This is a genomic window from Delftia sp. WSY_7 (assembly GCF_043104845.1).
Lineage (GTDB): Bacteria > Pseudomonadota > Gammaproteobacteria > Burkholderiales > Burkholderiaceae_C > Comamonas > Comamonas tsuruhatensis.
In genome coordinates this window covers 525,234-538,327 of the sequence record NZ_JBICLB010000033.1, presented here as the reverse complement: position 1 = coordinate 538,327, position 13,094 = coordinate 525,234, and the positions used below count along the sequence as shown (strand labels likewise).

Annotated in this window: 11 protein-coding genes; 4 read left to right on the top strand and 7 right to left on the bottom strand. The window is 63.7% G+C overall.

The genetic code is table 11. The features are described from left to right. Positions 1–120: 120 nt before the first annotated feature. The 3 genes from ACF8ME_RS14560 to ACF8ME_RS14550 all read left to right on the top strand — a co-directional run bounded on the left by ACF8ME_RS14560 (position 121) and on the right by ACF8ME_RS14550 (position 5,420). The gene (locus ACF8ME_RS14560) at positions 121–2,232 is read left to right on the top strand and encodes a 3-hydroxyacyl-CoA dehydrogenase NAD-binding domain-containing protein (RefSeq protein WP_392417109.1); all 2,112 of its coding nucleotides are present in this window, start codon (positions 121–123) and stop codon (positions 2,230–2,232) included. A 59-nt stretch (positions 2,233–2,291) separates the two neighbouring features. Then, on the top strand, positions 2,292–3,467 hold the full coding sequence (locus ACF8ME_RS14555; protein WP_016446755.1) for an acetyl-CoA C-acyltransferase: 1,176 nt from the start codon (positions 2,292–2,294) through the stop codon (positions 3,465–3,467). Between the two features lie 108 nt (positions 3,468–3,575). Beyond that, on the top strand, positions 3,576–5,420 hold the full coding sequence (locus ACF8ME_RS14550) for an acyl-CoA dehydrogenase (protein WP_392417107.1): 1,845 nt from the start codon (positions 3,576–3,578) through the stop codon (positions 5,418–5,420). 69 nt (positions 5,421–5,489) lie between these two features. Here ACF8ME_RS14550 and ACF8ME_RS14545 read toward each other — a convergent pair whose 3' ends face one another. The 5 genes from ACF8ME_RS14545 to ACF8ME_RS14525 form a co-directional block, all read right to left on the bottom strand. After that, positions 5,490–5,990 carry a hypothetical protein gene (locus tag ACF8ME_RS14545; protein ID WP_156179813.1) on the bottom strand — a complete coding sequence of 167 codons (501 nt, stop codon included), beginning with the start codon at positions 5,988–5,990 and terminating at the stop codon, positions 5,490–5,492. A gap of 2 nt (positions 5,991–5,992) precedes the next feature. Further along, positions 5,993–6,925, bottom strand: a complete 933-nt coding sequence (locus ACF8ME_RS14540; protein ID WP_392417105.1) for a hypothetical protein — start codon at positions 6,923–6,925, stop codon at positions 5,993–5,995. A 554-nt stretch (positions 6,926–7,479) separates the two neighbouring features. Beyond that, entirely contained in the window at positions 7,480–7,944 is a 465-nt protein-coding gene (locus tag ACF8ME_RS14535; protein ID WP_063326367.1) for a GNAT family N-acetyltransferase, read from the bottom strand. A gap of 120 nt (positions 7,945–8,064) precedes the next feature. Then, entirely contained in the window at positions 8,065–8,277 is a 213-nt protein-coding gene (locus ACF8ME_RS14530; protein WP_392417103.1) for a hypothetical protein, read from the bottom strand. A 14-nt stretch (positions 8,278–8,291) separates the two neighbouring features. Continuing rightward, entirely contained in the window at positions 8,292–8,990 is a 699-nt protein-coding gene (locus ACF8ME_RS14525) for a hypothetical protein (protein ID WP_392417101.1), read from the bottom strand. Between the two features lie 154 nt (positions 8,991–9,144). On the opposite strand from ACF8ME_RS14525, the gene ACF8ME_RS14520 reads away from it, so the two are divergent. Next, positions 9,145–10,176 carry an AAA family ATPase gene (locus ACF8ME_RS14520; RefSeq protein WP_392417099.1) on the top strand — a complete coding sequence of 344 codons (1,032 nt, stop codon included), beginning with the start codon at positions 9,145–9,147 and terminating at the stop codon, positions 10,174–10,176. A gap of 86 nt (positions 10,177–10,262) precedes the next feature. Here ACF8ME_RS14520 and ACF8ME_RS14515 read toward each other — a convergent pair whose 3' ends face one another. Beyond that, a complete protein-coding gene (locus ACF8ME_RS14515; protein WP_392417098.1) occupies positions 10,263–12,338 on the bottom strand; it encodes a pyridoxamine 5'-phosphate oxidase family protein in 2,076 nt (691 codons plus the stop codon). Positions 12,339–12,384: 46 nt separating this feature from the next. After that, entirely contained in the window at positions 12,385–12,996 is a 612-nt protein-coding gene (locus tag ACF8ME_RS14510; RefSeq protein ID WP_034392716.1) for a glutathione S-transferase family protein, read from the bottom strand. Between the last annotated feature and the right edge of the window lie 98 nt (positions 12,997–13,094).

Genomic DNA, 13,094 nt, shown 5'->3' with positions numbered 1-13,094 from the left:
TATACGGCGTCTCGACACAATTTGTCCCGCCCGAGACAAGGGTGGATGGCAAAGGCGGAAGAACTCCCTACAATCAAAATCGCACGATCGTTCTTTTTCTATCGCATAGGGGACAACAGCATGACTGCTGAATACAAAGTGGACGGTGCCATCGCCGTCATCACCTTGAACAATCCGCCGGTCAACGGCCTGGGACTATCCACGCGGCGGGGCATCGTCGAGGGGCTGGACAAAGCGTACGCCGACCCGGCCGTCAAGGCCATCGTCATCACGGGCGCCGGCAAGGCCTTCTCGGGCGGTGCCGATATCAACGAGTTCGGCAAGGAAGAGGCGTATCGCGAGCCGCACCTGGTCTCGCTGATCAACTCCCTGGACCAGGGCAGCAAGCCCGTGGTGGCCGCCATCCATACCGTCTGCATGGGCGGCGGGCTGGAGCTGGCGCTGGGCTGCAACTACCGCGTGGCCGCTCCCGGCACCCTGGTGGCCCTGCCTGAAGTCAAGCTGGGCCTGCTGCCCGGTGCAGGCGGCACGCAGCGCCTGCCGCGCGTGCTGGGCGTGGAGACCGCGCTGAACATGATCGTCAGCGGCGAACCCGTCAAGAGCGAGCTGCTGGCCTCCATCCCCGGCCAGAAGCTGTTCGACAAGATGGCCGCCTCGCCCGAGTCCCTGCTGGACGAGGCCAAGGCCTTTGCGTTGGAAGTGGCCGACAAGCACGCGGCGGGTGGTCCGCTGCCGCGCGTGCGCGACCTGCCTTGCAAGCATCCTCAGGGCGACGCCTACTTCCAGTTCGCACGCAACATGGTCAAGGGCATGGCCAAGAACTACCCGGCCCCGGCCCGCTGCGTGGACACGGTGGAGAACGCCGCGCGCAAGAAGTTCGACGAAGGCATGGCCCTGGAGCGCGAAGCCTTCATGCAACTGATGTGGTCGCCCGAGTCGCGCGCGCTGCGCCACCTGTTCATGGCCGAGCGCGCGGCTTCCAAGATCGCCGACGTGCCCTCGGACACGCCAGTGCGCGAGATCAAGACCGTGGGCGTCATCGGTGCCGGCACCATGGGCGGCGGCATCTCCATGAACTTCCTGAACGCGGGCATCCCCGTGACCATCCTGGAGACCAAGCAGGAAGCGCTGGACCGTGGCGTGGCCACCATCCGCAAGAACTACGAAGCCCAGGTCAAGAAGGGCAAGCTCACCCAGGAAAAGTACGACCAGCGCATGGCCCTGCTGAGCACCACGCTGTCGTATGACGCGCTCAAGAACGCCGACCTCATCATCGAGGCCGTGTTCGAGGAGTTGGGCGTCAAGGAAACCGTGTTCAAGCAGCTGGACGAAGTGGCCAAGCCTGGTGCCATCCTGGCCTCCAACACCTCCACGCTGGACGTGGACAAGATCGCCGCCTTCACCAAGCGCCCGCAGGACGTGGTGGGCATGCACTTCTTCAGCCCCGCCAACGTGATGAAGCTGCTGGAAGTGGTGCGCGGCAAACATACCGCCAAGGACGTGCTGGCCACCGTGATGAAGCTGGCCAAGAAGATCAAGAAGACCGCCGTGGTCTCTGGCGTGTGCGACGGCTTCATCGGCAACCGCATGATCGAGCAGTACTCGCGCCAGGCCGGATTCCTGCTGGACGAAGGCGCCACGCCCGCCCAGGTGGACAAGGCCATCGAGAAGTTCGGCTTCGCCATGGGCCCGTTCCGCATGGGCGACCTGGCCGGCAACGACATCGGCTGGGCCATCCGCAAGCGCCGCGCTGTCGAGCGCGCCGACATGAAGTACAGCCGCACGGCCGACAAGCTGTGCGAGCTGGGCCGCTTCGGCCAGAAGACCGGTGCGGGCTGGTACGACTACCAGGCGGGCAAGCGCGACGCCATCCCGTCCGAGCTGGTCAACCAGATGATCGAGTCGCACCGCAAGGAGCTGGGCATCACCCCGCGCAAGATCTCCGATGAGGAAATCGTCCAGCGCCTGGTCTTCGCCCTGGTCAATGAAGGCGCCCACATCCTGGAAGACGGCATCGCCGGCAAGTCGGGCGATATCGACATGGTCTACCTGACCGGCTATGGCTTCCCCATCTGGCGCGGCGGCCCCATGCACTACGCGGGTGAGGTCGGGCTGTTCAACGTGGTCCAGGCCATGAACCGCTTCGCCAAGAACCCCAACGACGACGCCGATTTCTGGCAGCCAGCCCCGCTGCTGGCGAAGCTGGCGGCCGAAGGCAAGCAATTCAGCTGAGACGTGCGGCGCACGAACTTTTTGCGAACCACCGCAAACCCGCCATACAAGGAATATCCATGACATCCGCCGTGATCGTTTCCACCGCCCGCACGCCCCTGGCCAAGAGCTGGAAGGGTGCCTTCAACATGACCCATGGCGCCACGCTGGGCGGCCATGCCGTGCAGCACGCCGTGCAGCGCGCAGGCGTCGACCCTGCCGCCGTCGATGACGTGATCATGGGCTGCGCCAACCCCGAAGGCGCCACCGGCATGAACATTGCGCGCCAGATCGCGCTCAAGGCCGGCCTGCCCATCACCGCATCGGGCATGACCATCAACCGCTTCTGCTCCTCGGGCCTGCAGACCATTGCCACCGCATCGCAGCGCATCATCGCGGGCGAGGGCGATGTTTACGTGGCCGGCGGCGTGGAATCCATCTCCTGCGTGCAGCAGGAAATGAACCTGCACATGATCCAGGACCTGGCCCTGGCCAAGCAAAAGCCCGAGATCTACTGGAGCATGCTGCAGACCGCCGAACAGGTCGCCAAGCGCTACGGCATCGGCCGTGACGCCATGGACGAATACGGCGCCGCCAGCCAGCAAAAGGCCTGCGCGGCCCAGGCGGCCGGCCTGCTGGATGCCGAGATCGCCCCCATCACCGTGACCATGGGCGTGGCCGACAAGGTGCGCGGCCTGATCACCAAGGAAGTGACCTGCAGCAAGGACGAGGGCGTGCGCGAGGGCACGACCAAGGAAGGCATCTCGGGCATCCGCCCCGCGCTGCCCGGCGGTGTGATCTCGGCCGGCAATGCCAGCCAGTTCTCCGACGGCGCAGGCGCCTGCGTGGTGGTGAGCGAGGACTATGCATCGCGCAACAACCTCAAGCCCATCGGCCGCTTCCTGGGCTTTGCCGTGGCCGGCTGCGAGCCCGACGAAATGGGCATCGGCCCCGTCTTCGCGGTGCCCAAGGTGCTCAAGAAGCTGGGCCTGACGGTGCAGGACATCGACCTGTGGGAGCTCAATGAAGCCTTTGCCGTGCAGGTGCTGTACTGCCGGGACAAGCTGGGCATCCCCAACGATCGCCTCAATGTCAACGGCGGCGCCATTGCCCTGGGCCATCCCTATGGCGTGTCGGGCCAGCGCCTGACGGGCCATGCCCTGATCGAAGGCAAGCGCCGCGGTGCCAAGCGTGTCTGCGTGACCATGTGCATCGGCGGCGGCATGGGTGCCGCCGGCGTGTTCGAAGTGCTGTAAGTACAGGTGGCGGCTGCGGCCGCCACCGCCTGTTCCCGTTACTCCTGTTGGCCGCACGCGCTCCCTCTGGCGGCGCCTGCGGCTTCTTTTTTGATTCCGGACCCCACCATGCGCCTGCGTTCCACCATCGATTTCCTGCTCTATGAATGGCTGCGCGCCGATGCGCTGGGCGAGCGCGAGCGCTTTGCCGACCATTCGCGCGACACCTTCGATGCCGTGCTCGACACCTGCGAGCGCATCGCCCGCGAGAAATACGCCCCCTTCAACCGCACCGTGGACACGCAGGAGCCGCAGTTCGACGGCGAGAAAGTCATCCTGCCCCGGTGCACCCACGATGCGCGCCAGGCCTATGCCGACTCGGGCATGCTCAGCGCCGCCCAGGACTACGACATCGGCGGCATGCAGCTGCCCTACACCGTGGAGGCGGCGGCCAACAGCTTCTTCGCGGCGGCCTCCATCAGCATCGGCTCCAACATGCTGACCTCGGGCAATGCCAACGCCATCATGGCCCACGGCACGGACATGCAAAAACAGGTCTTCGCCGCCAACGAATTCAACGGCCGCTGGGCCGGCACCATGTGCCTGTCCGAGCCCCAGGCCGGCTCCTCGCTGAGCGATATCGCCACCCGCGCCGAGCCCGATGGCGCCGACTTCGAGAGCGATGCGCTGGGCCCGCGCTACCGCCTCAAGGGCAACAAGATGTGGATCAGCGCGGGCGATCATGAGCTGACCGAGAACATCGTCCACCTCGTGCTGGCCAAGATCCCGGGGCCGGACGGCAAGCCCGTGCCCGGCGTCAAGGGCATCTCGCTGTTCATCGTGCCCAAGAAGCTCGTGGACACCGAAGGCCAGCTGACCGGCGAGCGCAACGACGTGGCCCTGGCCGGCCTCAACCACAAGCTGGGCTGGCGCGGCACCACCAACACGCTGCTGAACTTCGGGGAAGGGCGCTTTCCCGTGCGCGGCGGCGCCGGGGCCGTGGGCTACCTGGTCGGCAAGCCCGGCGAGGGCCTCAAATGCATGTTCCACATGATGAACGAGGCCCGCATCTCCATCGGCATGGCCGCCACCATGCTGGGCATGGCGGGCTACCACGCCAGCCTGGACTACGCGCAGAACCGCCCGCAGGGCCGGCCGATCAAGGGGGCGCCGGGTGCAGCCGGCAAGGATGCCACGCGGCCCCAGTCGCGCATCATCGAGCACGCCGACGTCAAGCGCATGCTGCTGGCGCAAAAGTCCTATTGCGAAGGCGCGCTGGCGCTGAACCTGTTCTGCGCGCGCCTGGTCGATGAGCAGCACACCGGCACGCCCGAATCCGTGGCCGAGGCCCGGCTGCTGCTGGAAGTGCTGACCCCCATCTCCAAGAGCTGGCCCAGCGAGTTCTGCCTGGAGGCCAACTCCCTGGCCATCCAGATCCACGGCGGCTACGGCTACACGCGCGACTTCCCCGTGGAGCAATACTGGCGCGACAACCGCCTGAACATGATCCACGAAGGCACGCACGGCATCCAGGCCATGGACCTGCTGGGCCGCAAGGTGCTCATGGAAGGCGGCAAGGGCCTGCAGCTGCTGGCCACGCGCATCAACGACACCATCCAGCGCGCCATGGCCCGGCCCGAACTGGCCGGCCATTCCAATGAACTGGCCAAGGCGCTGCAGGAAGTCGGCGCCACCACCAAGGCCGCATGGGCGACCGATGACCCGCAGCAGGCCCTGGCCAATGCCGTGCCGTATATGCAGGCTTTTGGCCACACGGTGCTGGCCTGGACCTGGCTGGACGTGTCCCTGGCCGTGCTGGACAAAGACCCGGGCCTGACCGTCCCCGCCAACGCTGGCCGCATGGCCGCCATGCGCTACTTCTTCGGCTACGAACTGCCGAAGATCGGCGCCTGGCTCAAAGTCGTGCGTGAGCGCGACATGACTTGCGCGCAGATGAGTGAAGAGGCGTTCTGAGGGAGTTGGCAGCACGGCTGCCGTAGGATGCAAAAAAGCGCGGACCATGTGGTCTGCGCTTTTTTTATTTCAGGGATTTTCAAGGTTGCCGGAGAGCCTGGCCTGCTCCTTGACCCATTCCCTGGTTTTTCCGCGAACGCACCATTCGGGGGTTTTTACCCAGTCTGTGAAATACATGTTTGGATGGCCTTGTAGGAGGTTGCAATGGGTGTAGCCTAGTTTTGGCATTGCCTTGTATTGAAGCGGGGCTAGAAATAAAAGACAGAATAATGCCGAGATAAAGCATAAAATAAGTGATTTGATTAATATGCCTTCTGTCTTTGTTTGCATGCGTTGCTTGCAAGGAATGGCTTTTACGATATATAGCAAAGTCAATGATAAGAGAAATGGTAAGCAAAGAGCCGAAAAAGGCGCCATTGGCCATATTCGAACGACTGGTGCCAGCGTTTTGATTTCATGGGTTGTTGTTATAATTGTTTCATTAATGAGGAAGACGCAAGATAATAATGCCAGGGTGGTCAGTAAGATACCGATATAGGCGTTTTTTCTGATGCTTTGAATATCATGCATTTTTATCTTCTTTGGCTTAATTTACACAATAGGCCTTCACTGTTTTTTCCGGAAATATAGAGTGTTTCGTTATTTTTGTTTGAAGGATTCCTTGACTGAATGTTGCTCCAATCTGGATGGCTTGTGTTAATCCGGTAAAATCCCTGCGCTTTATCATTTGGCGTGGATTTTATAGCCTTGATAACGTTTTGCTTTATCTGCCAGCGCTCGTCAGCGGAATTCAGTGCGAGACTGGTAATAAGAATCATTGCAGCCATGATGGCTAAGGGCAGTACGGCAACAGATATCATGCTTGCAGTCGTCATTCCCGCGGTCAAACCCACCATCGTCGCCAATCCCGCCTTGACCGCCTCCACCCCAATCCCTCCCACAAGATCATGCATGGTCTTCTCGTCATTGAAGATGAAGTCCAGTGTCTCTATCCCGGTGCCCACCACCAGGCTCAGAAGGAACCCGCCCTTGGCCACATTCTGCAGACCGCGAATACCCAGGCCCATCTGGACCATGCGTGGATTGGCGGCAAGGAATCGCGTGCCTTGCAGCAACTGGCGGCGAAGTCCCGCGTAGCCTGTGATGATGATATAGGTGCCTGTGGCGGTTGTCTTGATATAGGAGCGGGCACCGGCCAGGCCCAATGCAATCAGCGTTTTGGTGATCAGGTACGCGTCGCTGACCATCAGGGAGGCGGGAGCGACCCAGGGTTTGCCTGCATTCGGGCTGGCGGTGTCTGTCCAGTATCGCCCAAGCGCACTGTGGGCCAGCATGGCATGCAGCGTGGCCGCCAGGCGAGGATTGTTGCGCGCCTTGTCGCTCAGTATGTCTGCGTATTGCTGTGGCGTCAGCACAATGGCATCGATCTGTTTTCGCTCCATTTGGCGAGCAAGCATGTCGGCATAGCCGATCTGATAGAAGGTGGCGGCAATGGAGGCTGGCATGGTGTATGGAGACGCTGGATCGGAAGCGGAATCGATGAGTCCAGCCAATGCGCCTTGATCAATAAAGGTAATTTGACGGAAATGAGTGGTTGCAAGCAGGCAAATAATCCGCTGTCAGTGTCCAAGCGGGTTTCTGATGTTTGCTGTGCAAGAGTCCTCATTTGATTTCATGGCCTGCACGAGGTCAATCAAAGAAGTCGCCCACAGATCATTTTCAGAATTATCCTTAGGACAATTCCTAGAATCAGGTTTGAAATGCCAGGTGAATAGAGATGCTGCCAATGAGTGTTTGGTCCCAGGCAGCGCCATTCGCCATGGGCGGTATTCGCAGTGCACAAGCGCAGGCTGCCCGGCTCGGCCACGGGCATTTGCGGATGAAGGATGCGGGGAGAGGGGGTCCGTACCGCCGCTGCGCTTGCGGGCAGGCTGTTGGACCGGGGTATGGGCTACGGTCTTATCGTGCCGAATGCTTGCAGACGAGGACTCAGGGACCGGGTGTCAGCGCATCGGAAGCCTTGCAGGCGCTGAAGGCCGCCTGCCGGAGGGCGCATGCCTCAAAGATCCAGTCCGAGATAACGCGTGCCCGGCACGGGATTGAAGCTCACCGGTTCCGCATCCACAAAACCCAGGTTTTCATACAGCCGCTGCGCGGCCTGGAACTCGGGCAGCACGTCCAGGCAGATGCGGGTGTAGCCTGCGTGGCGCGCAGCGTCCAGGATGCCTTCCACCAGTCGCCGCCCCAGGTTCTCGCCGCGTACCGTGGGGCGCACGTAGACACGCTTCATTTCGCCTGTCTGCGCATCCACCTGGCGCAGGGCGGCGCAGCCCACGGGCTGGCCGTCTTTCCAGGCCAGCAGCACGCAGCCTTCGGGTGCGGCGTACTTGCCGGGCAGGGCGGCGAACTCGGTCTCGAAGTCCTGGAAGTCCAGGCTCACGGTGGGACTGGCCACGTACTCCCGGAAGATGCGGACCACGGCGTCGAGGTCTTCGGGGAAGCGGGCGGGGCGGATATCGGTCATGTAAAGGCGTGTGCATGGCCCTGATGAAGGGCCCTGTCGTGCAAACAAAAAAGGGGCCAAGAGTAGGCCAGTATTTCAGGGATTTGGTTCGATCAGGCTTTGAGCGGCAGCTCCTTCTCTCTATCGTTGCTCGCACTTGCGCTTTTCCTGGGAAGCCTGCATGCCCGCATCCAAGCACTTGCTTCTCTCCACATGGTTCAGGACCAGCGGACCCAGCCAAACCGCCAATGCTGTCAGCGCCAAGGGCAGCACCACCAGCACCCACAGCATCCACTTCGCCTCACGCCGGGAATGCCCGGAGACTCCTGCGTTGGGCGATGCGGGATCTTTCATGGCGATGGCTCCGCTCAACTGCACAAGCGCAGATTGGTGCGCGCAGCCTTGAGCATGGGCAGCACCACATCGGCATCGGTGGGCGGATAGACCTCGCGCAGTTCCTGATCCGTCTTGCCGGCTTCCTCGGCCAGCGGGGCCAGGGTCTGGCGGCAGGCGGCTGCGTCGCCCGAGCGAAGCTGCGCCAGCGCCAGGTCGTTGCGCAGCCAGCCCTTGGTAACGCCGGTCAGCACCTCATCGCAGTCCTGCAGCACCGGCGCCAGCGTGGTCAGCGCCAGGCGGTAGTCCTTGGCGTCGTACGCGCGCTTGAAGTTTCTGCGCGATGCGGCAATGGCCTTGTCCGTGCAGCCGGGTGTGGGCCGAAGGTAATCGCCGCCAAACCAGGCCCGCATGCCGCAGAAGTCCCGGCATGCCTCGGCGGTGGCCGTGTCGACGCCGACGCGCTGGCCTGCAGGCGTGAAGTCCACGGCGCAGGCCGAATTCGCCATCCTGGCCCGGCCGTTGGTGATGGTGCCTTCCAGCTCACAGGTATGGCCGTTGGCACCGACGGTCTGGATGTGGAACTTGCCGCCAGCCTGCACCACCAGATCGCCGCCCCCGCCTTTGCGGACATAGATGCCCGGTGATGGTGTGGTTTGCTGTGCACTGGCTACGCCGATGTAGCAGGCAAGAACCAAGGACGGCAGGCGTAGCAGGTGGACTGCGAGTTTCATGGGCAGGGGCTTGGGAGTTGCGGTGTAGATGGCCAGCGCCGGAATTGCAGCGAGTGTATCGATGAAGACCATTGGTCTTGGCAACGCCGTTTGTCTGGTGACCGTGTGGTGCGGCGCACAGTTACATTGCTCCTCCATAAAGCCTTGGTCATTCATGGAAACCACAAAGCACATCAATCCAGACCACTATCTGGAAACCGAACAAGGTCGCCTGTTCACCCCGGAACGCAGTGCTGTCGCATGGGAGTTGGCGTACCGGGACTTGGACAAAGCACTGTCTGCCAGCTCGCCCGCGACCAAGCTCTATGTGGTGGTGGGGGTGCAAGCTGCAGGCAAGAGCAGCTGGATTCAACAGAACGCCGCAGCTTTGGGTGGTGATGCGGTGTTCTTTGATGCCGCCCTTCCGAAGACGGTGCATCGTGAGCGTGCCATTCAGATCGCCAGATCACATGGCGTGCCCGTAGTCTGTATTTGGCTCAAAGCCGATTTGCAGACCGCCTTGCGGAGGAACACGCAGCGGCGAGCCGATCACCAAGTGCCGGAGCAGGCCATTCGCAGCGTGTTTGCCATGTTCGAGCCGCCGAGTGAGCAGGAAGGGTTCGAGGTAGTCCATATCGACGACACCGAGCCGGCCCCCGGGAGCTCCATCCAGCCCATGGGGCCGCGCCAGTTCCCGTCCCTTCAGGATCTCGACCAGCAGGTGATTGTGGGCTGGCGAGCTTGCGAGATGGCGTTGGCCGTAGGCGGCCGCTGGGATATGGATGAATCAGGTCGGCAGCACTGGGTACCTGGCGAAGCAGTCTGGAGTCATCCGCAGGTGCCCTATCTCCAGTTCATCGAGATTTGGCTCCAACTGATGGACGGACGTGTCTGGTCAATGCTTTCCCGTATCGAGGATGGCAGCGGGTTTCACGGCCTGTACCTTGTGACTCCAGAGGCGTCTGAGTCGGGTCCCGGCGTGCCTGCATCCATTGGTTACCGTGACCGACTGCTGGCTGAGTTGCCCTTGGGTCTTGTGCGGATAAAAGACATGCGCCGGGATGCAGATGGCTTTGTCGTGGAGATGTGCATGCACATCGGCCAGAAAGTGGTTCGGTTCCTGTCAGGGGAGGTCTATGAGCGGGGTCAGGGCCTGTTTGAAGTCATAGAGCTTGATGAATCGATACTCGTCCAGATAGAAAGCTAGGTGCAGCCAAGCATTGGGCAGCAATCGCTGATGTGCCTTTTGCCATCGGCATGTCCTGATGTGGAAAGCGCGCAGAGACAGGCTCCTCACAACCCCAGATGCAAAGCCTCCCCCGGCCCCTGCGCAGGCACGGCGCAGCAGATCAGGGCCTCGCCCGCTGGCACGGCGAAGGAGGGTGGCGAGGCATAGGTCACCCAGCCCTGCAGCACACGCGTGCGGCAGTCGCCGCAGCTGCCCCCTCGGCAACCGAAGGCGGGCTCCAGGCCTCGCGCCTCGGCCACTTCGAGCAGGCTGCCGTCGCCGGGCTTCCAGCGAGCTTCCTTGGCCGAGTCGGCAAAGATGATGCGGACAGGCTGTGTGGCGGGTGCCGGCAGTTCGGCGGCGGGGGCTGCACCGGCCATGGATCGCTTCAGGGCCGAGGGACCGAAGGCTTCTGCGTGGATGCGCTCGTCGGGCACATTGCGTTCGCGCAGGCCGTCATAGGTGGCCTGCATGAAGGCGTCCGGGCCGCAGAGGTAGAAGTCGTAGTCGTCCCAGGGCAGGGTGGCTTTCAGCAGGGCCATGTCGATGTGGCCCTCATGGTCGTAGTCGCGGCCGGCCTTTGCCGTGCCAGGCTGGCTGAGCGTTCGCACCCAGTGCACCTCGGCATTGCCGGCCTTCACCAGTTCGGCAATCTCCGTGTCAAAGGCCCGTTCGCTGCGCGTGCGAGCCGCCTGGAACAGCCAGGTGGGCCGCAGGCTGCGGGTGCGCCGGCCTTCGTGGACGATGTGGCGCAGCATGGCCAGCAAGGGCGTGATGCCTATGCCCGCGGCCAGCAGCACGGCGGGGCGGCGCAGGGCCGCATCGGCGGTGAAGCTGCCAGCGGGCGGGCGGGCCTCGACCAGATCGCCTGGCTTCAGGCCATGCAGATGGCTGGATGCGCGGCCTTGCCTCTTGACGCTGATGCGCAAGCGCCCGTCCGAAGGCGCCAGCGACAGTGTATAGGTGCGCTGCAGATGCCTGCCGTCGGCCAGCGTGAGGCGCAGCGGCAGGTGCTGGCCGGCCAGGGGAGCCACCGTGGCCATGCCATCGGTCGGCTCCAGGTAGAGCGAGCGGATGGTGGAACTCTCATCCACGGCCTGCGCCACCCGGAACGGTCGCCACTGCCGCCCCAGCCGGGCGGCGGCCAGGCGCTGGCTGGCATCGGCCCAGCTTCCGGTCATCTGCAGGTGGGGCGACCAGCCGTCGGCCGCCATGCTCCAGCGCAGCGGCAGGGCGTCGGGCCGGCGCACGATGCGGCGGGGCTTGAAGGTCCACAGGCGCTCGGCGCCCTCGAAGGCGGCGATTTCCGGGGAGTCAAGGATGACGCTGGCCTCGCCCGTCATCTGCAGCATTTCCCCGGTTTCGGAGTCGATGAACAGCAGGCCCGCCTTGGGATTGACCAGGAAGTTGCCCAGGGTCATGAAGAACAGGTTGCCCGAGAAGTCGGGGATGGTCAGCGTTCCATCGGCGTTGATCCGCACAAAGCCCGGCTTGCCGCCACGGTGGGAGACATCGACCTGGCGCAGGCCATCATCCCCATCAACGTAGGACGCCACGTAGAACGTATCCGCCTGCGCAATCAGTGCCTGCGCGCGCGGGTCCAGCGATGCCAGTTCGATCGCCGGCACCTGCGTGGGCTCGTCCGCAGGCCGGACGAACCGGACGCTGCGGTTCTGGATATAGCGCGGGCAGTTGCCGAAGCTCTGGACCACGCCGATGTCGAAGGCGCCCGCCCCATCAACGCCTGTCTTGCGCCGCACGGTGCCGTTGAGCCGGTTGCGCCGGCGCGTCATGGGGTCCATGCCCAGCAGGCCCACGGCATGGCCGTCGCCCAGGCCCGGCTCGGCCGGGTCGGCCGCATCGCGGCCCGCCGCCACATGCAGGGTCGATGGATCGGGAGAGTGCAGGAAGCCCGGCTCGCCGGCCCGTACCGTGGCCCAGGCGTCGCCTTGCGCATCCACGCTGCCCAGCACCACGAAATGCAGCAGCGGGTAGAACTCGCGGTGCTGGTCCAGCAGGAAGGGGCGCAGGAACTTGCGGCCCGGCATGTCCATGCGGCCCACGACGCCAACGCTGTGCTGGATCGCCAGTTCGCCCGCATGCCAGGGCGAGGCGGGGTTTTGCAGGGGTTGCGGGTGCATGGTGCGCTCCTTTGCCGGGGTTTCAGGTGAGGTGTGGCTCAGGCACTCAGGCCCGCAGGCCGGCCGGTGTCTGGGCGAATGCCACGAAGCCCGGCAGCGCCTCGATGCGGCCCAGCCAGGCGCGCACCTCGCGGTAGGGTTGCAGGTCCACATTGCCCTCGGGCGCGCTGGCGATGTAGCTGTACAGGGCCACGTCGGCAATCGTGGGCGTGGCGCCGGTGAGGAAGGGGCGGGTGGTCAATTGCGCCTCGATCTTGCCGAGGATGGCGTGGGCGCGGGCTATCACTTCCTCGGCCTGGAAGGGAGCCTTGAACACCGTGACCAGCCGGGCCGCCGCCGGGCCGAAGGCAATGGGGCCGGCGGCGATGCTCAGCCATTTCTGGATCTCGGCCTCGGCCTGTGCGCCCAGGGGCATCCAGTCCTGGCGGTCCAGCTTGCGCGCCAGGTAGACCAGGATGGCGTTGGAGTCGGCAATCACCGTGCCGTTGTCGTCCAGCACCGGCACCTGGCCCAGAGGGTTCAGCGCCAGGAATTCGGGCTTCTTCTGCGCGCCGTTGGCCAGGTCCACGTGGACCAGCTCATGCTCCACGCCCAGCAGGCCGAGGAAGAGGCGGGCGCGGTGGGCGTGGCCGGACAGGGGAAAGTGGTAGAGCTTCATTGCGGTTCCTTGGGGTTGGTGAAGGCGCCGGTTGTCGGCGCCACGGGACGTATCCTCCTTCTCCGCCCGCATCTTTAGAATCCCTGGCGGCGGCAAGT

Excerpts from the sequence above, each read along its gene's own strand:
- ACF8ME_RS14560 (WP_392417109.1), top strand. The coding sequence starts at position 121 with ATGACTGCTGAATACAAAGTGGACGGTGCCATCGCCGTCATCACCTTG.
- ACF8ME_RS14555 (WP_016446755.1), top strand. The coding sequence starts at position 2,292 with ATGACATCCGCCGTGATCGTTTCCACCGCCCGCACGCCCCTGGCCAAG.
- ACF8ME_RS14550 (WP_392417107.1), top strand. The coding sequence starts at position 3,576 with ATGCGCCTGCGTTCCACCATCGATTTCCTGCTCTATGAATGGCTGCGC.
- ACF8ME_RS14545 (WP_156179813.1), bottom strand. The coding sequence starts at position 5,990 with ATGCATGATATTCAAAGCATCAGAAAAAACGCCTATATCGGTATCTTA.
- ACF8ME_RS14540 (WP_392417105.1), bottom strand. The coding sequence starts at position 6,925 with ATGCCAGCCTCCATTGCCGCCACCTTCTATCAGATCGGCTATGCCGAC.
- ACF8ME_RS14535 (WP_063326367.1), bottom strand. The coding sequence starts at position 7,944 with ATGACCGATATCCGCCCCGCCCGCTTCCCCGAAGACCTCGACGCCGTG.
- ACF8ME_RS14530 (WP_392417103.1), bottom strand. The coding sequence starts at position 8,277 with ATGAAAGATCCCGCATCGCCCAACGCAGGAGTCTCCGGGCATTCCCGG.
- ACF8ME_RS14525 (WP_392417101.1), bottom strand. The coding sequence starts at position 8,990 with ATGAAACTCGCAGTCCACCTGCTACGCCTGCCGTCCTTGGTTCTTGCC.
- ACF8ME_RS14520 (WP_392417099.1), top strand. The coding sequence starts at position 9,145 with ATGGAAACCACAAAGCACATCAATCCAGACCACTATCTGGAAACCGAA.
- ACF8ME_RS14515 (WP_392417098.1), bottom strand. The coding sequence starts at position 12,338 with ATGCACCCGCAACCCCTGCAAAACCCCGCCTCGCCCTGGCATGCGGGC.
- ACF8ME_RS14510 (WP_034392716.1), bottom strand. The coding sequence starts at position 12,996 with ATGAAGCTCTACCACTTTCCCCTGTCCGGCCACGCCCACCGCGCCCGC.